This is a genomic window from Actinomadura madurae (assembly GCF_047130825.1).
Taxonomy (GTDB): domain Bacteria; phylum Actinomycetota; class Actinomycetes; order Streptosporangiales; family Streptosporangiaceae; genus Spirillospora; species Spirillospora madurae.
In genome coordinates this window covers 5,799,134-5,821,737 of record NZ_CP083237.1, presented here as the reverse complement: position 1 = coordinate 5,821,737, position 22,604 = coordinate 5,799,134, and the positions used below count along the sequence as shown (strand labels likewise).

Annotated in this window: 24 protein-coding genes and 1 pseudogene; 14 read left to right on the top strand and 11 right to left on the bottom strand. The window is 67.6% G+C overall.

Translation table 11 applies throughout. The features are described from left to right. Positions 1-202: 202 nt before the first annotated feature. Both K8Z49_RS26320 and K8Z49_RS26315 read right to left on the bottom strand, forming a co-directional pair. Positions 203-823, bottom strand: a complete 621-nt coding sequence (locus tag K8Z49_RS26320) for a hypothetical protein (protein ID WP_412515474.1) — start codon at positions 821-823, stop codon at positions 203-205. Between the two features lie 86 nt (positions 824-909). Next, complete coding sequence (locus K8Z49_RS26315) at positions 910-1,803, bottom strand: hypothetical protein (protein WP_143118772.1); 894 nt, start codon at positions 1,801-1,803, stop codon at positions 910-912. A gap of 928 nt (positions 1,804-2,731) precedes the next feature. Here K8Z49_RS26315 and K8Z49_RS26310 point away from each other — a divergent pair. The 3 genes from K8Z49_RS26310 to K8Z49_RS26300 all read left to right on the top strand — a co-directional run bounded on the left by K8Z49_RS26310 (position 2,732) and on the right by K8Z49_RS26300 (position 8,169). Then, positions 2,732-3,688: an NAD(P)-dependent alcohol dehydrogenase gene (locus K8Z49_RS26310; protein ID WP_021591277.1), complete on the top strand. Its 957-nt coding sequence runs from the start codon at positions 2,732-2,734 to the stop codon at positions 3,686-3,688. Between the two features lie 595 nt (positions 3,689-4,283). After that, complete coding sequence (locus tag K8Z49_RS26305; protein WP_412515473.1) at positions 4,284-5,471, top strand: hypothetical protein; 1,188 nt, start codon at positions 4,284-4,286, stop codon at positions 5,469-5,471. Positions 5,472-5,991: 520 nt separating this feature from the next. After that, positions 5,992-8,169, top strand: a complete 2,178-nt coding sequence (locus tag K8Z49_RS26300) for a DUF6461 domain-containing protein (protein ID WP_412515472.1) — start codon at positions 5,992-5,994, stop codon at positions 8,167-8,169. Positions 8,170-8,233: 64 nt separating this feature from the next. Here the strand turns inward: K8Z49_RS26300 and K8Z49_RS26295 are convergent, their stop codons facing one another. Genes K8Z49_RS26295 through K8Z49_RS26285 form a run of 3 tightly spaced genes read right to left on the bottom strand, consistent with a single transcriptional unit; the run spans position 8,234 to position 10,101 of the window. Next, on the bottom strand, positions 8,234-9,184 hold the full coding sequence (locus K8Z49_RS26295) for a hypothetical protein (protein WP_412515471.1): 951 nt from the start codon (positions 9,182-9,184) through the stop codon (positions 8,234-8,236). Further along, positions 9,181-9,738 carry a transposase gene (locus K8Z49_RS26290; protein ID WP_412521172.1) on the bottom strand — a complete coding sequence of 186 codons (558 nt, stop codon included), beginning with the start codon at positions 9,736-9,738 and terminating at the stop codon, positions 9,181-9,183. Before K8Z49_RS26290 ends, K8Z49_RS26295 begins: the two co-directional genes overlap by 4 nt. 33 nt (positions 9,739-9,771) lie before the next feature. Next, a complete protein-coding gene (locus K8Z49_RS26285; protein ID WP_412515470.1) occupies positions 9,772-10,101 on the bottom strand; it encodes a hypothetical protein in 330 nt (109 codons plus the stop codon). 454 nt (positions 10,102-10,555) lie between these two features. Here K8Z49_RS26285 and K8Z49_RS26280 point away from each other — a divergent pair, with 454 nt between their 5' ends. The 3 genes from K8Z49_RS26280 (at position 10,556) to K8Z49_RS26270 (ending at position 11,816) form a co-directional block, all read left to right on the top strand. Continuing rightward, entirely contained in the window at positions 10,556-10,780 is a 225-nt protein-coding gene (locus K8Z49_RS26280; protein ID WP_412515469.1) for a hypothetical protein, read from the top strand. A gap of 140 nt (positions 10,781-10,920) precedes the next feature. Continuing rightward, positions 10,921-11,313, top strand: coding sequence for a hypothetical protein (locus K8Z49_RS26275; protein ID WP_412515468.1), 393 nt, complete (start codon positions 10,921-10,923; stop codon positions 11,311-11,313). A 293-nt stretch (positions 11,314-11,606) separates the two neighbouring features. Beyond that, positions 11,607-11,816, top strand: a complete 210-nt coding sequence (locus K8Z49_RS26270) for a VOC family protein (RefSeq protein WP_412515467.1) — start codon at positions 11,607-11,609, stop codon at positions 11,814-11,816. A 261-nt stretch (positions 11,817-12,077) separates the two neighbouring features. On the opposite strand, the gene K8Z49_RS26265 is transcribed toward K8Z49_RS26270, so the two are convergent. Next, positions 12,078-12,524, bottom strand: a complete 447-nt coding sequence (locus K8Z49_RS26265; RefSeq protein ID WP_024934265.1) for a MarR family winged helix-turn-helix transcriptional regulator — start codon at positions 12,522-12,524, stop codon at positions 12,078-12,080. Positions 12,525-12,596: 72 nt separating this feature from the next. Between K8Z49_RS26265 and K8Z49_RS26260 the strand changes: the two genes are divergently transcribed. Together K8Z49_RS26260 and K8Z49_RS26255 are read left to right on the top strand one after the other, a co-directional pair. After that, positions 12,597-13,565: an NAD-dependent epimerase/dehydratase family protein gene (locus K8Z49_RS26260; RefSeq protein ID WP_075024132.1), complete on the top strand. Its 969-nt coding sequence runs from the start codon at positions 12,597-12,599 to the stop codon at positions 13,563-13,565. Between the two features lie 280 nt (positions 13,566-13,845). After that, on the top strand, positions 13,846-14,670 hold the full coding sequence (locus K8Z49_RS26255) for an alpha/beta fold hydrolase (protein WP_412515466.1): 825 nt from the start codon (positions 13,846-13,848) through the stop codon (positions 14,668-14,670). Between the two features lie 171 nt (positions 14,671-14,841). Here K8Z49_RS26255 and K8Z49_RS26250 read toward each other — a convergent pair whose 3' ends face one another. From K8Z49_RS26250 to K8Z49_RS26240, 3 genes and pseudogenes are all read right to left on the bottom strand, one after another. Then, positions 14,842-15,075: a hypothetical protein gene (locus K8Z49_RS26250; RefSeq protein ID WP_412521333.1), complete on the bottom strand. Its 234-nt coding sequence runs from the start codon at positions 15,073-15,075 to the stop codon at positions 14,842-14,844. Positions 15,076-15,169: 94 nt separating this feature from the next. Then, positions 15,170-15,409, bottom strand: a pseudogene (locus K8Z49_RS26245) (IS3 family transposase); the annotation flags it as partial. A gap of 421 nt (positions 15,410-15,830) precedes the next feature. Next, positions 15,831-16,175 carry a helix-turn-helix domain-containing protein gene (locus K8Z49_RS26240; protein ID WP_412515465.1) on the bottom strand — a complete coding sequence of 115 codons (345 nt, stop codon included), beginning with the start codon at positions 16,173-16,175 and terminating at the stop codon, positions 15,831-15,833. A gap of 228 nt (positions 16,176-16,403) precedes the next feature. Here K8Z49_RS26240 and K8Z49_RS26235 point away from each other — a divergent pair, with 228 nt between their 5' ends. The 3 genes from K8Z49_RS26235 (at position 16,404) to K8Z49_RS26225 (ending at position 18,063) form a co-directional block, all read left to right on the top strand. Continuing rightward, positions 16,404-16,604: a hypothetical protein gene (locus K8Z49_RS26235; RefSeq protein ID WP_177287944.1), complete on the top strand. Its 201-nt coding sequence runs from the start codon at positions 16,404-16,406 to the stop codon at positions 16,602-16,604. Between the two features lie 380 nt (positions 16,605-16,984). Beyond that, positions 16,985-17,143: a hypothetical protein gene (locus K8Z49_RS26230; RefSeq protein WP_412515464.1), complete on the top strand. Its 159-nt coding sequence runs from the start codon at positions 16,985-16,987 to the stop codon at positions 17,141-17,143. 407 nt (positions 17,144-17,550) lie between these two features. Next, positions 17,551-18,063 carry a hypothetical protein gene (locus K8Z49_RS26225; RefSeq protein ID WP_412515463.1) on the top strand — a complete coding sequence of 171 codons (513 nt, stop codon included), beginning with the start codon at positions 17,551-17,553 and terminating at the stop codon, positions 18,061-18,063. Here K8Z49_RS26225 and K8Z49_RS26220 read toward each other — a convergent pair. Beyond that, entirely contained in the window at positions 17,973-18,446 is a 474-nt protein-coding gene (locus K8Z49_RS26220; RefSeq protein ID WP_412521170.1) for a transposase, read from the bottom strand. The two genes, K8Z49_RS26225 and K8Z49_RS26220, sit on opposite strands and share 91 nt — an antisense overlap. 395 nt (positions 18,447-18,841) lie before the next feature. Here K8Z49_RS26220 and K8Z49_RS26215 point away from each other — a divergent pair, with 395 nt between their 5' ends. From K8Z49_RS26215 to K8Z49_RS26205, 3 genes are all read left to right on the top strand, one after another. After that, positions 18,842-19,078, top strand: a complete 237-nt coding sequence (locus K8Z49_RS26215; protein ID WP_235206299.1) for a hypothetical protein — start codon at positions 18,842-18,844, stop codon at positions 19,076-19,078. Then, positions 19,075-19,635, top strand: a complete 561-nt coding sequence (locus tag K8Z49_RS26210) for a site-specific integrase (protein WP_412515462.1) — start codon at positions 19,075-19,077, stop codon at positions 19,633-19,635. Before K8Z49_RS26215 ends, K8Z49_RS26210 begins: the two co-directional genes overlap by 4 nt. A gap of 506 nt (positions 19,636-20,141) precedes the next feature. Then, positions 20,142-21,122 carry a hypothetical protein gene (locus tag K8Z49_RS26205; RefSeq protein WP_024934269.1) on the top strand — a complete coding sequence of 327 codons (981 nt, stop codon included), beginning with the start codon at positions 20,142-20,144 and terminating at the stop codon, positions 21,120-21,122. On the opposite strand, the gene K8Z49_RS26200 is transcribed toward K8Z49_RS26205, so the two are convergent. Then, a complete protein-coding gene (locus K8Z49_RS26200) occupies positions 21,070-22,185 on the bottom strand; it encodes a serine/threonine-protein kinase (RefSeq protein ID WP_412515461.1) in 1,116 nt (371 codons plus the stop codon). The two genes, K8Z49_RS26205 and K8Z49_RS26200, sit on opposite strands and share 53 nt — an antisense overlap. Positions 22,186-22,604 lie beyond the last annotated feature (419 nt).

Sequence of the window (22,604 nt, the reverse complement as noted above, 5' to 3'; positions counted from 1 at the left end):
AGCACGGAGAAAGATGGCTTCGATCTATATAGAGGTAAGCTCCTTAGATGAGACAAAGCTGAAAGCGTTACTCCAATGCATAGCGCAAGCAGAGGTGCAAGATAGCGAACTCCTCCATAGCTGCTTTCTAAGTACCGCCTTGCCACTCCTGCCGATGGGGTGATGTGTGGGCACGGTCATCGCGCGGGACTCAGCCACTCGGTCAAGGGGCGGGGGAGGGCCGACCAGATGGGCCGGGTCGGCTGGTAATGATCAGGGCGAGGGACGCGAACGTGATCAAACCAAGTTCGGCGCCGGCGGTCCAGGCGATGTCCTGCGGCTTCATGCCTTCCGTGTCGCCGACCAGTTCGGCCTTGTCCGATTTCCCCCCCTCCAGGGGGTCGTGGCGCACGCGGACGCGCTGATCTACCTGCAGCGTCCGGTCGGACCGCGTGACCGAGACGGTGCCACCGCCGTCACAGGCCAGCCGATACCGGTAAGCGGAACCGGACCCGTTAACCGTCTCGACCTCGGTCACGGTCACCACCCGGCAGGTGGAGACCCGTCCGCGCTCGTACAGCAGCCACTCGCTGAACCAGGCCGGAACGGTACCGGCGAAGATCAAGGCCACGACTCCGGCGACCACGGCAACGCCCGACCACACGGGACGGTCACCGGTGCCGGCCATCAAGAGGGCCATCCACAGCCCCATCACCACCAGACCGGCAACGACGAACACCAGGATCAGCGCCCATCCCCGTATGCCGTCCGGCCCATCGGCGATCGCCCACGACATGCCCAACACCGCCGCGGCGAACAACGCCAGCAGCACCACTGCCGCCACGCATGCCAACGACCGCCGCAACCTGCCTCCTCCGTCCGACCCGGCGAGCCGCAGCGGTCGGCACCAGCTGTTCTGACGACACTAGGTCAACTCGGAGCATTGTGCCCCAGACCGAACCACGGGTCCTCCCGAAAGACCTGGGCAAATCGCTCGCGAACGGCGTCCCGAACCTGCGCTCTGGCAAGACGGAGGATCGGATACCAGCAATGTTCTCTCACCATTGCGTGATCTGAGGCGTCCGGGCACATCAGTACCGCGATGACCCGGATGGGCCAGAGGAGCCGCCCAAGGTCTCCGCCGGCCAGCACCGTCGCCAAAGTCCCGGCGCCCGATGCCGCGACGACGCTCGGGAGCACATATCGCCAGGCCCAATGAACCGCGGACCCGATCGATCCAGCATGGCGCAGTGCATCTGGAAAGGTCTGCCCATGTTGCTGCTCGATAAGATTCTCTACCGTTCGGAATATTCGACAACGCAGAACCTCGTACTGTGCAATCGCACATGCCATCTGCGCAAGCAACCCACACCAGAAGTGTTTCGCCAGAGCCCATTCCTGAAACTCCGCCATCAGCTCCGAACCGAGGTGTTCACCAACCCTGCGTAAGACCATGCCTTGTGCAGGTGCACTCGGGTCGTCCTCGAACGCAACCGTCTGCGTCGTCCACGCGCAGTAAAGCAGTCCGCGGTCACGATGCAACCAGTGGACGACCTCCGCTTGTCCACAACCAATCACAGCCTGGCGAGTGGGCCTTGTGGGCTTCACACTCTTTGGATCCCACGCATCTTCTCGCTGCTTCACAAGTTCCAGGACACCATCGAGCGGCCCGTCTGCGATCTTGAACGCGCCCCGGCAGCCATGTCCAGCGCCACCACAGGCGCAGTCACAACCAGGATTCTTAGCTTCCGCGCAACTCCAGTTGTGGGCCATGCGGTTCCCCAAAGTTTGATCGGAAACCGCATCATGCAAGCCACTGAGCATGTGCGTAAGTCTTCGGTCGGTGAGACATGTCTGCTGGACATGCGGCGGCCGAGCAGAGCACTGACGATCGACCGCGACCACTCCAATGGCGCCCACGGCAGCCGGCCGGGAGAATCACGCGCTGCGAAGGCCGGGCGCGCCGACCTCGACCAGCAGGCGTGCGGCACCGGAGGGGCCGATGCCGTTGCAGCCTTTGAAGGCCCACACCCGGTCCGGTCCATGCACGTTCTCCGATGCTCGATCCAGCACTGGGTTGTCGAGCCGGGAGGGCGCCGCTTGCCGGGGCCTCTGGTCCGGAGCTGGCCGGGGCACCGATCCCGAGGCGATGAAATCAGTAGCTGAGGGAAGGGCACTTGCACTGATTCGTCGACCTGGAATCCTGAAGGCGTGGACGAAGATCTCGCGGCCGTGGTGGCGCGACTCGACCAGGCTTTCGCGTCGTATCGCCGTCGAGCGATGCTTAACGGCTGCCGCATCGCCGTCCTGCGTTGCCTGCCGACGAGGACGCCCCTTTCTCGTTGACTCTCCGCTTGGGCGGCACGGTGGGCGGCCGGGAGGATGTGGTGTTGCGGGGGCCGGGCGATCACTGACCGTCCACGGGGGACGACGTGCCGACGTTGTTCTGCGTGAGGTCTCCCGGGTCCTCGGCGAGATCGTCCGCGCGTGTTCGGCTTTCTGGCCTGCGGTCCGATATTGGCCGGTCTTGTGGTGCTGTCCTTGGGTTAGCCTGCGGCTGTGACGCCTGTTGCACGCGCGTGGGGACGTCGTGCGGGTTCCGTGTCGTCCAATGCCAGGGGACGGGTGGCGACGCGCAGCTCAGCAGGGCACGATCGGCGTCCGTCTCGGCGCGTCGCCCGGAACGATGGTCTTCAGGGTCGGGCACGATGCGCCCGGCTTGAAGGTTCGGCACCTCGGTGGTGGAGGGTACGTGAAGGCTGTCGTGTACGAGCGGTATGGGCGCCCCGACGTGTTGCGGGTCGAGGACGTCTCGATGCCGTCGCCCGGGGCCGGGCAGGTGCTGGTGAAGGTCGCGGCGACGTCGATCAATCTCAGCGATTGGGAAGGCCTGTGTGGCTCGCCTTTCTACGCTCGCCTGGGTGGGTTGCGTGCGCCACGACGCCCGATACTGGGCTCGGACATCGCCGGCTGGGTCGAAGCCGTCGGCACCGGTGTCACCCAGTTCCAGCCCGGTGACGAGGTCTACGGAGACAATCTCCAGCTCAAGGGCGGGTTCGCTCAATACGCCGTCGCGCCCGAGTCTGTACTCGCCCTCAAGCCCGCCGAGCTGACATTCGCCGAGGCTTCGACCATTCCGCAAGGTGGTGCGATCGCTGTGCAGGGCACGGCCGACGTCGCCGAAGGACACCGGGTGCTGATCAATGGTGCCGGCGGGGGCACCGGCGCGTTCGCCATCCAGTTGGCCAAGCGTCTCGGTGCGCACGTGACCGGTGTCGACAACGGCCGCAAGCTCGAATTCATGCGATCACTCGGGGCCGATGCCGTGATCGACTATCAGAGCGACGACTTCACCCGTGATCGTGAGCCGTACGACGTCATCTTGGACCTCGTCGCTCACCGGTCGGTGTTCGCCTATCGTCGAGCGCTCGCTCCGGGCGGCCGGTATCGGTGCGTGGGCGGGTCGGTACGGGCGTTGTTGCGCGTGCTCACGATCGGCGCGGCCGCCGGGTGGATGACCCGTCGGCGGCTAGGGGTACTCGTCGTCAGGGAAGGCCCCTCCCATTTCGAGCCGATGACCCGACTGTGCGTCGCCGGTGACGTGAGCATCCACATCGATCGCACTTTCGAACTCGATCAGGTACCAGAAGCCCTCGCTCACGTCGGCGAGGGACATGCCCTTGGCAAGGTCGTCGTCACCCCGCACTGAGTACCGGGGACGGACGCGCTAAAAAGTGCGCGCTCCCCAACGAGTGCAATGGTCAAGCCCCACGGCAGATCCACCGGCATGGCCTCACAAGCCGTCGTCGGGCTCTCGCAGGGAGCGGTGGGCTTGGGAAGCGGGTTACGTGATCCGAGCCCCTATTCAAGTTGCGTGGACCAGGGCCCCAACTCCTGACGCCCTCTGCATCGGGAACGCCAGAACCGGGCACGTTAAGCAGATCCAACTGGTGGCTTGCATCGAGGTACCAGCACCGCAGGCGGCAGCGGCGAGGGCGCTGGTGAGGCTTGGAACCCTTGGATCATGAGTTTCGATGCATGGCTTGTCTTAGTGCAGTTCTGCTGCTCGGCGGACCTCATTTTCGGCGGCAGTTGGCTGTGAACCGGCCTGGTATTGGTCTGGCTGCCTGTGGAGCAGGCTATTTCACCGTGACGGTCAAGGTAGGGCCAGGCTTTGACTCGCGACATCAGCGGAAAACGGGGGATATCCACGGATATCGGACGGGTGATCAAGGTGACCGGTTGACGCGGTGGCCGTTTCCGGTAACGAGTGCTACCGGCGGGATGGGCTAAGTGTCTTACAGATGACTGCTTTCAACCCTATTTCGATCGGGGGAACGGTGCGGGATTCATGCATCACGTTCACTTCCAAGCTTCGTCGTCTCATGCCAGTGCCGGCGTTAGCGGTGGGGCTGGTGTTCGTGGGAGCGGCTCCGTCGGCGCAAGCCGCACAGCCGCAGCCCTGGCGAGTGGTGAAGACCTACGACGTCAACCAGTACGACGCCATGTCGGCGGTCACGGCCACCAGCCCGCGCAACGCCTGGACGTTCGTTACCGGTGACCTGCACGAACGGATCGTCGCGCAGCACTGGAACGGCAGGGCCTGGCGCGAGGTGGCAGGACCCGCCGAACTGCCCGGAGAGATCCGCGAGGCCAGCGCCACATCCGCTTCGAACGCCTGGGCGGTCGGCGACAGCGACAGTGCTTCCAGGGGTTCGTACGCACTGCGCTGGAACGGCCGCAAATGGGTGGTGGCGCAACAATGGGCCACCGGCGTCGTCAGTGGCGTGACCGCGGCGGGTCCCAACCAGGCATGGGTCTTCAGCGACGGTCGCCGCGACGCAGGCGTGGGCACCTGGCACTTCGACGGCCGCCGGTGGACCCAGGTCCAACTGCCGTACGGCATCCAACAGGCCAGCGCGGTGTCCGCACGCGACATCTGGGCGGTCGGCAACTCCGCGTACAGCTTCAAGGTGATCGTGCATTACGACGGCACGGCCTGGACCGAGATACCGGCCGGCGACGCGCTGCCCGACGAAATCCAAGGCGGCGAGGGGGAGCCCTCCCAGTACGTCTTCCTGTCGGACGTGGTCGCAGTGTCGGCCAAGGAAGTCTGGGTGACGGGGTCGGTGAGCCGTACCGACGACCTTGGCACAACGGAGCTTCCGGTGGCCGCGCGCTGGGACGGCAAGCGGTGGCAGAAGGTGGACGTGCCGGGGAACTGGCGTCCGCGGGTCGCCGAGTCCGATGGCCACGGTGGGCTGTGGATCTCCGGGGACGGCGATCCGCGCGAGTCGGGCCGCGACACACCGGTGCTGATGCACCGCTCGTCCAACGGCACGTGGTCCAGTTCGGTCGTCCAAGCCGGGGACCGTACCGCCTACGTCGACGCCATGGCCCTGGTTCCTGGGACCACCACCGTGTGGGGCGCGGGGCAGCTACGGCCTGCGGATGAGTCCTCGTCCGACGGAGCCATCTTCCGCCGAGGATAAGGACCGCCAATCCACATGACACGGGGCGGTCACCCACGGGAGATCGCCCCGCGTCTGAAAGCGGCCGTCACCGCCCACGCCGAACTCCAGGGAACGCCCTGAAGAGCGTCAGCCTCGCGGCCGCCATGACCGCTGCCGCTGCCCTCGTCCCCTACGGCGTGCCCAATCCAATCGCCGTCCTCAAGTGGGGATATAACGAATGGTCCGAAGACGACCGGGCCCCTGTAGACGGTTCGCTACTTACCTATCACCGAAGGCCCTGAGCGAAGTACACGCCGCTAGCGCATCACTTGGCTGACCTTTTCGCTCGTCGTATCCCGATGTCATGCCGCAAACCGCTTCCTCGTGTCGATTCGCGTGCGGCTCATCGCCCCACGCATTCGGGATGGAGTGGCGCGGGAAGCGGTCGAAATGGGGGCTGTCGCTCAAATCCGACCGCTTTGCCGTCAGTTGTGACAACCGGCGGCTATGTCGGGGCTAGAGTTCGTCCGTCTTGTCCATGTCGGCGGCCGGGGGTGCTGTGGTCGAGGTTCCTGATGCGGTACTGGACGAGTTGGCCGGGCCGGTCGCCGCGGCGATTCCGCTCGTCGTCGCTCGCACTCCGAAGGCGCCGGCGGCCGAGCTCGGTCGGCTGCGGGCGACCGTCGAAGGCACGTACCCGACCCACGGAACGGCCTTCGGACTCCAAGCTGTGGCCCGGTTACGCTCTGGCGTCCGGTCCGGGGCGGGCCAATCGCCGGTACGGGACGCGCTCGGCTCGCTGCCGCCGTTGCTGATCGAACGCCTGCTCGGCGCGCTGGAACTGACCGTCCCAGAGTTGGACATGGCCGAGGTCCCGGATCTGACCGGCTTCCTGGGGGAGCCGTTCACCGGCACCTTCGGTGTGGCGAGAGCTGCGGGGACGAGCGAGGCGGTCAACGGCGCGGCGATGCTGGACCACGTCCGGCCGGGCGCGGTGCCGCTGGTCGCCGCACTTGCCCGCCGGCTGGCCACCCACCCACGAGTGGCCGCGCTCCTGGCAGCGGGGCCTGAGATCACCGACGAGCCGGGTCTGGCAGCGGCCCATGGCGCGGCACAGCTCGCGCTGGCCGTGTCCACCGCCACGGCCGTCCTGCACGGGGTGGGCGTCCAGGCTTGGGCGATGGAGCCGCCACCGGTGCTCGGCGTCGCGATCGGCACCGCAGCCCTGCTACTGCAAGAGACCCCGATGCCCTCCGGTTACGCCGCCGCGGTACTCGCCAAAGCCCGGGCGGACTACCTCCTGCCCCTCCACTCCAGCGGGCAGGCACCGGTGTCGGGGCACCGGTTCGCACTGCTGGAGGACGATGCCGTCCCGGACGTCGACTTCAGCGGCAACGGGCTGGTCGCGGTCGTCGCGGGCGGCGCGGTGATCCGTACCGGCGTCGAGGACGGACACGTCCGGCTCCTGTTGTCCGTCTTGGACGGGCCACCACCGGACGTCGCGACCGGCTGGGAGGAGATCGTCGAGGTCAGCTGGCGGGCGTCCGTCGGCAGCGCCTCGGTGGCCGGGCCCCAGGCGGTCCAGGGGCAGTTGCGCAGGGTCACTCCACCATGGCCGGGCGACTACCGGCTGCGGGTACACGCCCGTGGCCGGGACGACGCCGACGAGACCGAGTCCTACGAGCTGGTGGTGTGGCAGGCACCCGCCGCGCCCGACATCGTGCACGCCCGAAGCGACCGGCTCGGCCACCGGTTGCGCGGCGAGCCAGAGCCGACGCGGCCCGAACTGCCCGAAACCTCTTACCGGTGGCTGAGCCGCAGCTCTCTGTCCGAGGCCGCGACGGTCACGATGGTGACCGGGGCGGACGTCGCGGACGTGCTGCGCGCCTTCAACGCGGACCCGGCCCGGCCGGAGTCGCTGCGGACCATCGCCGAGGACCTGATGAACCGGGGGTCGACCGATCCCTGGGTCGCGGTACTGGACATCGGCGGCGCCGTGCTCGCCGTCGAATACAACGGCTGGCAGGGCTCGACCGCACCCGTGCTCACCCGAGCCTCCGCCGGCGGGCGGGCCGCCGGCATGTACTGGAACGTCAATATGCTGACCCGGCTGTCGTTCGCCGAGCACGGCGAAGTGCTGCTGTCGCAGGAACCATACGGCGACCTCGACGCGCCACCACAGCTCACCGCGACACTCGACGGCCTCGACTTCGACGACCATCATCGCCGCAGGCACATGATGGGCCTGGTCGCGGTGCAGCGATTCACCGGCCACGGCATCACCGCCGAATACCTGGCCCGCATCGAGGCCGCCGACATCGCATTCCGGATCGTGCCGGACCTACCCGCGCTGTACCCGCGGGGACCGCGCCCCGACAACCCGCTCGGCCCTGCCGCCCAGGCGCTGGCCGGGCTACCCGAACCGGCCCAGCGGGACCTGGCCTGGTGGGCCGCCGCGGAGGCCGCCCGCTACGCGGGACTCGCCGAAGACCCCGACATAGCCGCCAGCGTCGCGTCCCGCACACTGACGCCGGACGCGCACCTGCGCGCCCGCCGCTCCCAGCTCAGCGACGGCGAACACAGGTGGGTCTGGCTCGCCTTGCACCACGCGACCAACCCGGACCCGCTCGCCGCGGCCACCGGCGCCATCAACGCGGCCCGCTACGCCGCCGGCCCGCACGCGGCGACCCTGATCGCCGACGCCCAGACCAGAATCACCACACCCGACAAGCCATAACAGCTTCGAACCCAGGCGAACCCCGGCTGCTTCGTGGTGGGCTACAGGCGTCTCACGCTTTTGTTCAGCTTTGTTGATACTCCACCGCCGCCAGCCCGCATTGCGTGTGCAGGAACAGGTAGTGAGCGCCTTCGCCGTATTCGAACAGGTCCGCGCCGCCGACCAGGCCGACATAGTCCATCGCCTTTCCGCAGTTTGGGCAGTCGAGGTAGACGGGGTCCTGGATCCAGTCGGGGCATCCGCCGAGCGTGGACCCTTCGCGATTCCAGGCGCTGGCAAGGTAAGGCGTCGACCATTGCTCCCCGAGCGTCAGCCTGACCGGTGGCGGCTCCTCGGGTCCTCCACCAGGCAGATACTCCGGGCGCTCGTTATGGGCGGACCATCTCGCGCCCCCGTCGGCGGCGACCTCGGCGTAAGTGGTGCCGTAGCAGGAGCATATCTGGCAGGTGACGATGCGCAGCCTGCCCCGCCAGCGGGTATGCGCGAGTGCGTCACGAATCCTTGGGTCAGAGGTGTCCACGTCCAGCACGGTCCACAAGGGACTGGTGCACCATGGGCAGGTGTCCGCGGTGCGATCGCCGCCCTGCTCCGGTACGAGGCGGTAGGCGCTGGTACCGCAGAGTTCTCTGACGCCGTCCTCCGCCAGCTCCCACCCACCATCACGGATCAACGCCGCCACGCCCCGCTGATAAGGGTCGAAGTCCGGCTCCGTCGGAGGCGACTGCATCCAGCGGCGAAAGGCCTCCTCCGCAACCCGACCACGCGTCTGTGTCAGCACGTACGCCAGCATGGCCGGCGACTCGGCTGTACCCGATTCGATCCGGGCCACCACAGCACGCTGGAATTCCTCGTCCGCACCCCGATACAGCACCCACAACCGCCAGAACACGCCGGCGTCCAATAGCCGCAAGTGGTACGGAGACAGCGCTTCCGGATCCGCCGCCGCAAGGTCGGCCAGCTCCTCGACCACGGTGTCATCACCAGATTCCACCCGCGCCACCAGATTCTCGATCACCCCGCGACGCTACTCCAGCCAGCCAAAGGACAACGCGCCCTCGACAACACGAGCGTAAGCGCGCCGGTCTCGGTGAACGCCCTGTCATGGCTCCCCTCTGTGTCAAGAGGCCGTGCTGAGGGTGGTCGTAGGCTGTGCGGTGGCGGGTCCGGGAAGTGGCTTGTCCGAAGTGCCGGCATGGGGATGTGAGCCGGCCGCGCTGGAGTCTGGAGTCGCTCCCCGGTGTCCCCCCGGGCCCGTCGCCGAACGCGTGAGCGCGTCGTCGAGCATGCGCCGGTAGACGACGTCGGACAGGCGGCATTTGAGGGCCCGCATCGCTTCCATCGAGGTCTTGCCCGAGACTGTCGCGCGGTCGAAGTAGGCCCGTTTTCGGTGGGGTTGCGGAGTTGGACGGTGGCCATGATGTGCAGGACCCGGTTGATCTGCCGGTTGCCTGCTCGCGACAGCCGGTGCCGGATCTGGTCGCCGGAGGATGCATCGATGGGGGCCGTACCGTTCCAGGAGGCGAAGTGCGCCCGGTTGGGGAACCGGGAGATGTCGCCGACCTCGACCAGCAGTACGCCGGTAGATGCGTTCGAGGTCGCTGATCAGTTCCGCGGCGACCCGCCGCCGCGCCTTCCCGACCGCGTCACGGGGCCGGACCGTGGCGACCGAGTGCGCGTCGGTCGCGTCGGTCTTGCGGCCTTGCCCCGTGGCGAATACCCGTGCCGTGCCCGTGCCGACAGCTTCGTCGGGACATCGAGGACCTGTTCACCATCGGCCAGGAGCCGATTGGCGATGTGCCGGCCGATCCCGTTGCAGCCTTCGATCGCCCACACCCGGTCCGGCCACTGGCGGGCGTAGCGCAGCATCGCGGCGTAGCCGTCGCGGTCGGTGCCGTAGCGCCCGCGGCCGAGGATGGCCTCGTCGGCGGCCATCACCTCGATCGTGGCAGAGCGTTTGTGCGGGTCCATGCCAAGGACAACTGGGTCCATGCGCGTCCTCCGATGCTCGATCCATCGCCTGGTCGTCGAGCCGGGAGGGCACCGCTACTTCGAGCAGAGCAAACCCCTCTTGAGCCTCTCCCCGCCCTGGGGCGACGCCCGGACCGCGCAGGCCATGAGAGAGCCACCCGACCAGCGTGGGCAGCCGCAGAGAGAGAGCGACGGCCCAGGCGCCTGGACCGAGCCTGGCCGGGCACCGATCCTGAGGCAATGAAACAAGTAGCCGCGAAGTGAGCGTTAGCTCGGTGGTGAGCAGGGCCGGGCCGAACCGCCGACCTTCGGCTGCTCAGAAGTTGCAACCGTCCCGGTTGGTAGGGCGCTTGCCCGAGGTAGAGGGTGCCCGGCTGCTGCTGGCGCCCCTTGCACGGGGCTCTTGCCGTCAGCTGCGTTGGCGCTGACGTCGGGCTTCGAGACGCCGCGCATGCCGCTCGTGCAGTCCCGCTCGACGTCGCTGGGCACGGTCGACGAGCAACGTTCGCGGGTCGGACGCCAACTCGTACAACTCGACCTCGAACGGGTCGGCGTCGTACTCGATAAGACGGGCCAGGGCGTCCCGATCCTGCTCGGCGGTCACTCGCCGGCCCACCAGCCGCACTCGTTTCATCAACCGTGATGTTGCTGGTGGCGTTCGGCTGCCCATGAGACGGTGGCCGCATCGCCTCCGTGCGGGGAGTGGCCGCTTCCCGTCGTGGTGGTCACGGGACAGATTTCGGACGTTGAACCAGGCATCCGTACGGACAGGGGGAGTGCGGGATGGGCGGGCATCGAGCCGCGGCGGATGCCGATCAGGACGGTCGTGCAAGGGGCGGCCTCTGGGCGCCCGGCCTGGCCAACCTCGCCTTGGGAGTGCCCGCGATGCTTCCGCTCTACCTGGCGAGATGGCTCTGGACCGAGTACCTGCCGATGGACTGCAGGAGCAGCCAGGACGTGATCAAACCCGGGCTGACCAACTGCTACCACCCGACTCTTGATCACGCGCCGGTCGTCATGCTCCTCCTGGTGGTGACCGGAGTAGCGCTGCTGGCACTGGTGCTCGCCGTGGACGTGCTCTTGCCGCTCCGACGCAGGGGGCGGCAACTCGGAGCCTGGCTCGGCATGGCCGCACTGATCCCCGTCCCGTTCGTGGTCTGGCTCAGCCTGACCTGACCGCGTCCCGGTTGCGTCCGCGGAGCTGGTGTACGGGTGTGGAGGTGGGCAGGGGCGGGGTCGAACCGCCGACCTTCGTCCGGAAGCTGGGCGGGCGCTGCGGTGAGTTCCGGATGCGAGTGTGGTCGGAACTTCCGAAGCGAACGGGGGGAGTTGTCTGAGTGGACCTGTACAGCGTCATGCCGGTGAGTGACAGTGCCAGGGCACTGGGGTGGTACGGGGCGTTCTTCGGGCGTGCGGCGGATGAGGCGATCGGCGAGGAGTACCTGTAGCAGGTCGGGCCGAACGCCTGGGTGGTCGTCGACGATCGGGACGTGCTGGCCGAGCGGGTGGGAAAGGCCATGGTGACGTTGGGCGTGACCGACCTCGACGAGATTCTCGCCCGTCTCGCCGCGCACGGTATCGGCCACGAACCCGTGGAGACCTACAGCAACGGCGTGCGCCACGTGGTCGTGCTGGACCCTGACGGGAACAGCCTGTCGCTCGCCGAGGCGCCCGATTAGCGGGCCCTGGTGCTTCCGTGCTCGGGCGGTCGCGGAGTCCGCGGGTGGGCCGGCGGCAGAGATGCGCGGACTGCGACAGAAAAGCGCGTCCGGGTTGTTGACATGGGTCGGGCTGTATAGGTGCCGCTGCGGGTAGCGGTTGCGCGGGTCGGGTGGAAGACCGCTGTGCCGATGGACGAGAGGCCATGCCCAGCTCTCGTGGCTACCGACCGGCCTGGCCCGCGATATCCCTTTCGGATGTGATCGAGGGACTCTGGGGGCCTAGTCGTGTGAGGGGAGTGCAAGCTTCTGTAGGGAGTTTCGTAGGTGCTCGGCGGCCTTCGGGGTGAGGGGCGCCAGGAATTCGCGCTCGGCTTTGTCGTTGGCGTCGGTGGCCTGGCGGAGGGTCTCGCGGCCGGCATCGGTCAGTTCGACGACGTTGCGGCGGCGGTCTTCCGCGTGCGGGTGACGTGACACTAGACCTTTGCCCTCCAGGGCGTCCAGCATCGCGACCATCGTGGTGCGGTCGATGCCCAGCCGCTGCGCCGCCTGTTGCTGGGACGCCGGTTCGCGGCCGGCCAGGCAGAGCAGGACCCCCAGCTCACGCCCGTCGATGCCGTACGGCGCCACCGCGTTCGTGGCCAGTTCCGCCATCCGAAGGTGCGCATGCTTGAGCAGGTAGACGAGGTTCCTGCTCAGCTCGGGGCCCGGCCCATCACTGCTAGACACGGAAGGACTCTACCGCTAGCCTGATCGTCAGTGTTACTGATAATCAGTAAAGCGACAGGAAGTGAGAAGCAAATGATCTTGGTGACCGGAGGTCTGGGATTCATCGGTTCCCACACCGTGCGCGCACTGTTGGACGTCGGCGAGAGCTGCGTGCTGGTCCAGCGCCGGACGGGCGAAGTGCCGGCCTATCTCGCGGGCGGGCAGGTGGCGGTCGAGCGGGCCGACATCACCGATCTGAGCGCGTTGCTCGACATCGGCAGGCGTCACCAGATCACCGGCATCCTGCATCTCGCGGGCTCGATGCCGTGGCCGCCCGACTCCGAGCAGCCCGTCGAGGCTGCGCGGAAGGCCCTGGGCGGCCTGTTCAACGTCTTTCAGGCCGCCTACGAGTGGGACGTGCACCGGGTGGGTGTGGCGAGCACGATCGGTGTCTACGGCGGCATCGCGGGCGATGGCCCGCTGGGGGCCGGAGAGGGGCCGCTGTGCGAGGACATGCCGCTGGTGATGACCTCAGCCCACCTGATCCCGACCTTCAAGAAGATCGGTGAGCTGCTCAACGGTCACCTGGCCGACGCCGCCGGCATCGATGTCGTCAACTACCGCATCTCCGGCACCTGGGGTCCGCGCGACCCCCACGGCGCCCTGTTCTTCGCGGCTCCCGAACTCGTCCATGCCGCCGTTCGCGGAACCGAACCGGACCTGTCCACGCTCCCCGGGCCCGCGCACGCGGAAGACTCGATCGACCTGTGCTACGTGAAGGACACCGCCCGTGCCATCGCGCTCCTTCAGCTCGCAGAGCGGCTCGACCACCGCACCTACAACGTCGCGTCCGGCCGCGCGACGACCAACGCCGAGATCATCGCCGCGATCAAACAGGCGGTGCCGGACGCCCGGGTCGAACTGCCCACCGGAGGGGACGCACGGCAGAACCACCTCGACATCACCCGGCTCCAGCACGACACCGGTTACCAGCCCGAATACGACACCCAACGCGCGGTCGCCGACTACATCGCCTGGCTGCGTGCGGGCAACGAGCACTGAAGACCTGTCCGGGCGCCGGGCTGTGCGCGATGACCACAGCGGTCCGCCGGATCGCGGCATGAGCGTGCGTGGGGGTCCCAGGGCCGTCCGATCGGATGGGTCTTGGCACTTCGCAATCCCCGGTCTCGCGCTCAGACTTGAATTCAAGGTAGTCAGTGTGGCGGACATTCCTCGCACTGTGGCCTTCTGAACGTGCGCGCTGGAGCTCGCGTCAGGAATATCGGGTTGCCTCCGCGGGGATGGCGGTCAGTGCCGTATCCGATCGAACAGGAGGGTGACCGTGGACTGGAGGCTGGGCGAAGAGTTCCGGACGCCTGACGGGGTCGTGCGGTGGGCGGCCATGGGCAGCGGCGACCCTGTCGTGCTCGTGCACGGCACCCCCTACTCGTCCCTTCTGTGGCGGGACATCGCACCGGCGCTCGCTCTGACCCGCAAGGTCTTCGTTTTCGACCATCTGGGGTTCGGTCAGTCGGACAAACGTGAAGGCCAGGACCTCAGCCTGGCCGCTCATGCCAGGAACTTCAGCCGGCTCCTGGGCCACTGGGGACTGTCTCGCCCGAGCGTCATCGCCCACGACATCGGCGGAGCGGTCGCGTTGCGGGCACTGCTGCTGGAAGGGGCGGGCTTCGGGGATCTCACCCTCTTCGACGCGGTGAGCGGCGGCCGGTGGGAGAGAGGACTGTTCCAGCTCATCCTGGAGCAGGCGGACGTCTTCCGGCAGCTTCCCGATTACGCCCACGAGGCACTGGTGGCCAGCCATCTACGCCACGCCACGCATATCGGCTTCCGGCCGGGGATCCTCGACGCTTTCCTTGCGCCGTGGCGGGGCGTCGAGGGGCAGGCCGCGTTCTACCGCCAGTACAGCCAGATCAAGGAGGTGGACACGGCCGCGTACGAGCATCTGCTGGACGACATCTCGCTGCCGGTGCGCCTCATCTGGGGCCGCGAGGACCGCATCCTTCCCCCGCGGTACGCCGAGTGGCTGCACGAGAGGATCCCGCACGCCGAGCTTCACTGGATCGAGGGAGCCGGCCACCTCCTTCAGGAGGACGCGCCCGCGCAGCTGGTGGCCCATCTCACCGCGAAGGTCCCGGCACCACGCTGAACAGGCCGGTGACACCCAGACCCGCACGCGTGAGGTCCACATGGTCTGCGAACTGGCCCTGACGCAAAGGACCAGTCGTGTCGGGCTTACCTCTATCCCGTCAGCCGTGCCGGCGGCACGCGGCTGCGGTCTTGGCCGCGGTGTACTCCGCCCCGCGATCGGTATGGAAGATCACCCCGTCGACGTCGCCACCTCTGGTCGCGGCCGCCATCTGTAGCGACGCCGCCACCAGGGCCGCGTCGTGGTGGCCGACATGGCGTGGCCGAGCAGACGGCGAGAGAACAGGTCCTCGGTCGTCGCGAGGTAGAGCGGCCCCTCGCCGGTGTCGATCAGCGTCACGTCCCCGCACCACGGCACATCCGGTGCCACCGCGGCGAAGTTGCGGCGCACCAGATCCGGTGCCACCGGTCGCCTTCCCTGGCGCGTCAGCGACCTGCGCCGTCAGGGTGCCCGCCCGGCCAGGCCGAGCTCGACCATCCGAGCGGCGACGGTGTTGGCCGACACCCCTCCGCCCCTCGTCCCGCAGGTCACGGGCGATCCGCGGGGACCCGTAGGTGCCGCCCGAGGCGGTGAACAGCCGCTGGATCTGCTCATCCAGCCGGTTCCGTCGCTGCTCGCGAGCGGTCAGCCTACGTTTGATCCACCTGTAGAGCCAGGACTGCGAGACCTCCAAAGCCCGGCAGGCGACCGCATGCGGGATGCCGTACTTGGTCCTTCGGGACGCGGTGAACTCCGGCACGATCGTTTGCAGAGGTGACGGCAACAGACGGACCGGCACCCGCCCTGCGGTCAGCCGGTTTGCTGGCCGCGCAATGCCCTTGGGGGGACTTCCCCTCGGCGTTGAGGTGGAGGATGAACGAGTTGATCGCGGGCTGGAAGGTACCTGCTCGGAGGTCCATCGGGCGCCGCGTACGGGCGGTACCCATCGGGAGATGGTTTTCCTCTGTTCAAGCGGTATACACCGACGATGATCAATCAGTCACCGGTGTTTCCGCTGGTCAGAGGACCAGGTGGGCACGGGCGGGGTCGAACCGCCGACCTTCCGCTTTTCAGAAGTAGCAACTACCCTGCCGCAGTGCCATCCACCGAGGTCAGACGGTGCCCGACGTGCGCCCGTGGTGCTGGTTGGCTGCCGTCGTTGCCGTCACCGCTTGGGGCTTTCAGGCGACCTTGATTGAGTGGGGGCCGACGCTGACGGTGATGTCCAGGTGTCCTCCGAGTGCGGTGGCGTAGGCGCGGAGCGTTTCCAGTTCCATGGCTTCGAGGTTGCCGTTCTCGATCTGGGAGACGCGGGACTGGGAGACCCCCAGGATCTGGGCGACCTCGGCCTGCGTCTTGCCGATGGCCTTGCGAAGCTCCTTGAGGTGGTGGCCGGCGACGTAGGCGTCCAGTTCGGCGCGAGCCTGGGCCTGGCGCTCGGGGGCGGCCAGTTCGGGGTTGCGGCGGTGTGCTTCGGCCTTGATGTCCGCCGCCGGCGCTGGGCGAGCGGGGAGCCGCGCCCGCACACAGGAGACCAGTGAATTCTTGACCGGGTTGATGGACGCGCTGCGCGTTGGCTGGGACGTCGAAGACCCGGATCTGGCCGAACTGCTGCGGGGGCGGACATCCGCATCCCCGAGCTCCGCAACGCCCGCCGCGAGGACGCCCGGGAAGGTCTTCGGCAGTGGAAGGCGTGCGGGCTGGGCTCCAAGACCGCGGGCAACCTCCGCACGGCGATCATCCCGATCCTGCGCATGATCGGGCTGGAGGGCGTGCAGAGCGACGCCCCCGACGACCGGGGCGGGTCGCATCGCATCTGGATCGACCTTGAGCAGGTGCGCGTGGTGGGCAAGCCGCTGCTGCCGGCCTTCGGATCCCGGATGAGTCCGTCCGGTGACCACCTCCGGCTCCTGCTGGTGTGGCGCCGGCCCGGCCCCCAGCAGCTCATCGAATGACCTCCGGGCCGCCATACCGCATCCGAACCGCAGCACGCACCAGCCCAGTATGACCACGAGGCGGGCGGGCGGCTCGTCCTCGGCCTGAGTGGGTCTCGGCGTCCCCGCGGCTCGGGAGCGTCAGACCTGTCAACGCCCCTCGACCATCCCGAAGACCAGGCTGTTGATGTGTCGCACGAGGCTATCTACGGCTGGATCTACGCACTGCCCAAGGGTGAGCTGGCCCGCCAAGGGCTGGCGCTGCGCTCAGGTCGCACCCGCCGCAAGTCCGCTCACGGTCGTGCCCCACGGGCGCCACGGATCAATGGCATCCGGTGGATCGACGATCGGCCCGCCGACCCCACAGACGGCAGGTCCCCGGACACTGGGCGGGCGATCTAGTGATCGGCAAGGACGGCAAGACCGCCGTGGGGACGCTGGTCGAGCGGGTATCGCGGTTCGTGGTGCTGGTGCCGCTGGCCGGCCGCGACGCCGCCACCGTGTCCGAGGCCGTCATCGACCAGGTCAGGACCTGCCGGACGTGCTGCGGCGCTCGCTGACCTGGGACTGCGGGTCGGAGATGGCCGAACACGCCGCCGTCACCCTCAAGGCCGACCTGCCGGTGTAATTCGCCCACCCGCACTGTCCCTGGAAACGCGGCATCAACGAGAACACCAACCGCTGGCTACGCGAATATTCCCCAAAGGTGCCACGATCACGGGCGACCCGGAGTACCTGCAAGCCGTCACCGACGACTCAACGACCGACCCCGCGCTATCTTCGGGTTCAAGAAGCCCAAAGAAGTCTTTGCCGAGCCACTCACCAGCCCGAATGCTTCCACCCGTTGAGCGCGGGCCCGGCTGATGTCGATTCACAGCTCGGCCCCGGCCGAAAATGGCCGCGAACTTCGTCAGCGTGAGCAGCGTCTACTGGGGTTGTACGTGATCACCGAGATACGGGGGCCGGCATGCTCATCTCACGAAGAATCATCGGCGCGGGCGCAGCCGCGGTCGTCGCCGTCAGCGCGTTCACCGGCATGACCGGCAGCGCCGCGGCCGACAGCCGCCAGACTCCGAACGACTCCACCGTCACCCAGCCGACCGGCGATTCCGGTGCGACGCAGCGAAGCAGCTGCCCCAGCGGTCACAGCACCTGGCACTGCTTCGGCGGCTACGCGGTGATCGACGGCGGACCCAATTACGTCTACGCCGTCGCCAGGAAAAACAACGGCGACAGTGTGGCGGCGTCATTCCAGCCCTCCGGCGAATATCTGAAAGTCCACGACCACTTCAACAACGACCACTGGACGATGGCCGAGATCTGGGTCGAGGGGTTCGGCACGGAAAGGCGCTATTCGCACGGCCGCCAGACCGTGGAGTGGCAGCTCGATTATCCCGAGAATCGGAAGATGTGGTTGAGGGTGTGCACGTCGAAGTACGGGGGTGCGGTCTGCACCAAGCCGTACCACCGCAGCACCTGAAAAAAATCCCAGGAGTTAACTGTGTCAAGTCGTAGCGTTCTGGACGTGGTGCGACCAGGCGGTCGCTTCGTCGTAGGGCGTGCCGGTTTTGAGGCAGCCGTGCAGGATGCCGACGAGCCGGTTGGCGAGCTGGCGCAGGGCGGTGTTGTACCCGGCTCCGCGGGCTCTGAGCTTGTCGTAGTAGCGGCGGGCGCCGGGCGAGTGGCGCAGGGCGATCGAGGCTGGGTCATCAGGGCGTCGATGAGCCGGTCGTTGTGGACGAACCGGGCCAGGACGGCCTTCTTCTTCCCGGACGCGCGAGTGATCGGGCTGGTGCCGGCGTAGTTCTTGCGGGCCTTGGCGGTGGCGTAGCGGTCGGGGTCGTCGCCGAACTCTGCAAGCACCCGGGCGCCGAGGATCTGCCCCAGGCCGGGCTGGGACAGGACGATCTCAGCGGCCGGGGTTCTGCCCAAATGTGCCTCGACCTGCCCTTGAAGGGGCTTGACCTGGGTATTGATGACGTCCAGTACGGCCAGCAGAGCACGCACCGACGCGGCGTAGGCGTTGGTGACGACCTCGGGCTGGCTCAGGTGCTCGGTGCGCAGTGCGGTGCGGATCTCGCGCGAGCGTGCGGCCAGGTCGCTGCGGGAAGCTCACGGCTCGTGACGTGCGCCTGTCCCTGACCCGCATCCGGGAGGCGTGCCAGTGCTGCTGCAACGAGTGGGATGCGTCCTGCGAGGTGCCCCGCTGCTGCGCTCTCGAGGGCGGGGAGTCCTGCCAGTCCCGGCTATCGTCGCGCATGATCCAGTTCGTTCATGCGGTCCTGCGCAACGCCCTGCAGACGGCCGTCCGCGAGGAGATCATCCCGCGCAACGTGGCCAAGCTGGTCACGGTCACCACGCCGAAATACGGGGTCAACCGGGGGCTCACGGTCGACCAGGCGCGCGACGTCCTCAAGGCGGCCAAAGACGAACGGCGTGCTGGCGCTATGCCTCGGCCTGCGGCGCGGGGAGCTGCTCGGGCTGTGGTGGGATGACGTCCGGCTCGTCGGCTGCCGCGCCTGCGGCGGTGAAGGCGGCACCCTCGACGGTGAGCCGTTCGGACGCTGCGGAGAGAGCGGCATCGAGTCGGCGACGCTGGAAGTGGTCAAGACGCTTCAACGCGTCGGGCGAGCGCTGCGGTTCGTCTGGCCCCAAGACCGACGACTCCAAGCGCACGGTGCCGCTGCCGGACCGGTGCATCACCGCTCTGTGTGAGCACCAGGTCCGCCAGGACGCCGAACGGGCGGACGCCTGGCCGAACTGGCAGAACTCGGGACTCGACTTCCCGTTCCGCCTCGGTACGCCCATGGAGCCGGACAACCTCCGCCGTAGCCGGGGCCGTATCCGGGAAACGGCCGGGCTGGAGTCGATGCGGTTCCACGACATGCGGCACATCTGCGTCTCGCTGCTCCTGGCCCTCGGCATCCCGCCGCACATCGTCCGGGACATCGTCGGGCACAGCGACATCGAAGTGACGATGACGATCTACGCTCACGCGGCGCCTGATGAGAAGCGGGCGGCGCTCGGGAAGCTGGGGGATGCGCTCGGCTGAGGCCGTTGCTGTCAAAAGGCTCGGAACCTGATCAGGTTCCGAGCCTTTTAGCTGGTCAGATGTGGTGGGCAGGGGCGGGGTCGAACCGCCGACCTTCCGCTTTTCAGAAGTAGCAACCACCCTGCCACGACCCCGTAGGCCGAGGTCAGAAGGTAGCTGACGTGCGCCGGTGGTGCCGACTGGTTGCCGTCGTTGCCGTCAGGGTTGCCGTCACCCTCGTGGCGAAAATCGTTCTGGTAGGAACGTCGTGTGCCTGCCCTGGCGAGCATCACCAACCGCCGCGCGTGGGATGCGGCCCGCAAGGCGGTGCTCAGTGACGCCGAGTACGCCTCACTGCTCGCCAAGAGGGTCTACGACCTCCGGTACGCCTGCGTGTCCACCTGGCCCGGTCTGCCGCGCGGGACCCGCGCTTGTCTTGAAAACCTCGGTTCGGGTGAGTCCGCAGCGGGGTCGGAGCACGTTGTGGTTTCACAGACTGCCCGGAAATGCCGGGTTATCGTCGGGGCGTGAGCGGTGCAGGGGAGGGGCGCTTACGAATCGCGCCCGAGCTGATCGTGGGCAGCGTCTGGACAGAATCGCGCGTCGGGACCCGTGCCGCGAAGGGGATGCTGGGGCTAGGCGCGGGCCTCGTGGAGGCCGTCTTGTTCCTCCCGCTCGCCAGCTGGTGGGCGGTGCCGGTCGGGGTGGCCGTCGGCGCGACGGCCGGGTGGTTCGCCAACGGCTCGACCTTGCTCCGGATGTGGGCCTTACGCAAAGGGAAGGACGGCGCAGCGGCGCAGCGCAAGCCCGAGATCAGCATTCGGCGCCCAGCCGGTGAGATCACGGCCGGGATGTGGGTTTGCCCCAGTAGCGTCATCGCAGGGCAGGAGCGTCAGCACGACCAATTGATCAAGCGTCGGCAGCGCGAGTTTGAGAATAAAGACGCGGAATGGCTGAGGCGCGCGCGGATGAACCGGCAGGAGGAGGAAGCTGGAAACGAGCCGGTAGAGGCGTTGCCGCCACGACCCGTGCGCCCCCCCGACCCGCCCCCGCCAAAGGGAACCTTCAAGCAGGTCGTCGCCGTGAAGCGCACCGGGGAACAGGTTGACATCGCCTGGCGGGGACGAGGGCGCGGCACCGACAAGGCCCATCGCGACGAGCAATACAACTGCGTGGATAGGGAGGAAACCCCGCGGCTCGACCCCGGCCGTCGCGCCGCCGCTGTCGCGCTCCGCGAACTCATGCGCATGTTTCCCGAGGACCGGGACGAACGCGAACTGATCACCGTCCTGGAGAAGACCGGGCACAGCCCGGGCGCAGCCCGGCAGGCGCTGCGTGGCGCGCTCGCCTGGGGGCTGCTCGAGATGACCGGCCATACCCCTGGCCACCGGGCCCAAGAACTGGTGGCCCTGTTCCACAAGCCCGACTCGCCGCAGCCCGTGCGCCGCGTCACCGTCACCCCGGCGGGGGAGGTGTGGGCTTTCGCGGACGCCCGCGCCCCTGCCTGACCTGGGAGTGGTGCGCCGGATCCGTACCGATCGAGAACAGCATCAACGTGACGACGAACAAGCCCACTGCGGCGGGCAGCACCTTCTCCGCCCCGGCATCCAGCAGGACGAACGCCAGGGTGGTCAACGCCGTGGTCACACCCACGCTGACCGGGATCGGGAGATACGGCCGGAGATACCAGGGGGTGGCCAGTAAGCGTCGCGTGTGGCCCGCTGCAGTGCCCCCAGAGGGCATCGCGCTGACGGCCGTCCATTCCTCCGACGCTCCATGAGCTCGGGCGATGCCCGCCTTCGTCATCTGCCAGTGCAGCTCATGGGCACTGGGACGCTTCTCCTGGTCCTCGGCGAGGCAGGCCTCGAGCATGCCGCGTAGGGGATCGCCGACCCTGTTCACATCGGACTTTCCGGATTCGGGATCGTAGCCGCCCGCGGCGAAGAGGATGGTGAGTGCCCAGGAGTAGATATCGGTCTTGGTCTTGACCCGATCGTTCCGATGCTGCTCCGGTGACATGAATGCGGGAGTCCCGAAGATCTCCCTGCTCTGGGTGTCGCTGTTCAGCATCTTCGCCACGCCGAAGTCGATGATCCGTGGCCTGCTGTCCCGGCCGATCAGGATGTTCTTCGGCTTGATGTCGCGGTGCATGATCCCCTTACGGTGCACCGCGCTGAGGGCCGTGATCGTCCGGACGGCTAGGCCCTCCAGCTCGTCCCGCCGCAGCGGCCGCACCGCTCCGTCTCCGGCGACCAGCTCGTGCAATGACCGGCCGGGCACATAGACGCTGACCAGGTACGGCGGGTCGGCGTCCAGGTCCCAGTCCAGGATGGGAGCCGTGCATTTCTCGTTCAGCTGCCGTAGCGCCACCACTTCCCGCTTGAATCTGACCTGGGCCCTGCGGTCCGCGAGCTCGTCCAGGGTCCCGGCAATTAGACGCTTCAGCGCCACCCTTCCCAGGTCATCGGTCTCGGCCAGATAGACGACGCCCTGGCCGCCCTGCCCAAGGCGCCCGAGGAGACGGTAACGACCAATCAGCTGAGGATCATCCGGCAATAACGGCAGAGTCAAAGGGGCCTCCCCGTACTCGATGCAGACTCGCAGGACACCGCCCCGGCCGTCTATGGCATGCGTTACAGAACCGAGGCCGAACCCACATTCGGCATGGCCCCGTGATCGAGTGGTCCTGCGAACACACGCATCTGCCGCAGATGGGGCGTGTAGGCGTCGATGGTCGGGTATGCGGGAGCGATCCGGCGGGAGCGGATTCATGGTGCCAGCTGTCAAGGTGACGCTTGTGCCGGGTACGTTGTTGCGTCGCGCTCAAGACGCGCCTCGATATTGACCGGATCCGCGCGGCTCGCCGCGTGATCGGCCCGGTGTCCCTGGACACTCCATTGTTCTAGTGCGAAGCGGACCGTGGCGTCGCCGCTGTCCTGGAAGACTCGGCCTGCTTCGCCAGCTGCCACGTGGTCACCATCATCTGCGGT

Excerpts from the sequence above, each read along its gene's own strand:
- K8Z49_RS26315 (WP_143118772.1), bottom strand. The coding sequence starts at position 1,803 with ATGCTCAGTGGCTTGCATGATGCGGTTTCCGATCAAACTTTGGGGAAC.
- K8Z49_RS26305 (WP_412515473.1), top strand. The coding sequence starts at position 4,284 with ATGACTGCTTTCAACCCTATTTCGATCGGGGGAACGGTGCGGGATTCA.
- K8Z49_RS26285 (WP_412515470.1), bottom strand. The coding sequence starts at position 10,101 with ATGGCCGCCGACGAGGCCATCCTCGGCCGCGGGCGCTACGGCACCGAC.
- K8Z49_RS26275 (WP_412515468.1), top strand. The coding sequence starts at position 10,921 with ATGGGCGGGCATCGAGCCGCGGCGGATGCCGATCAGGACGGTCGTGCA.
- K8Z49_RS26260 (WP_075024132.1), top strand. The coding sequence starts at position 12,597 with ATGATCTTGGTGACCGGAGGTCTGGGATTCATCGGTTCCCACACCGTG.
- K8Z49_RS26235 (WP_177287944.1), top strand. The coding sequence starts at position 16,404 with ATGATCGGGCTGGAGGGCGTGCAGAGCGACGCCCCCGACGACCGGGGC.
- K8Z49_RS26225 (WP_412515463.1), top strand. The coding sequence starts at position 17,551 with ATGCTCATCTCACGAAGAATCATCGGCGCGGGCGCAGCCGCGGTCGTC.
- K8Z49_RS26215 (WP_235206299.1), top strand. The coding sequence starts at position 18,842 with ATGATCCAGTTCGTTCATGCGGTCCTGCGCAACGCCCTGCAGACGGCC.
- K8Z49_RS26210 (WP_412515462.1), top strand. The coding sequence starts at position 19,075 with ATGACGTCCGGCTCGTCGGCTGCCGCGCCTGCGGCGGTGAAGGCGGCA.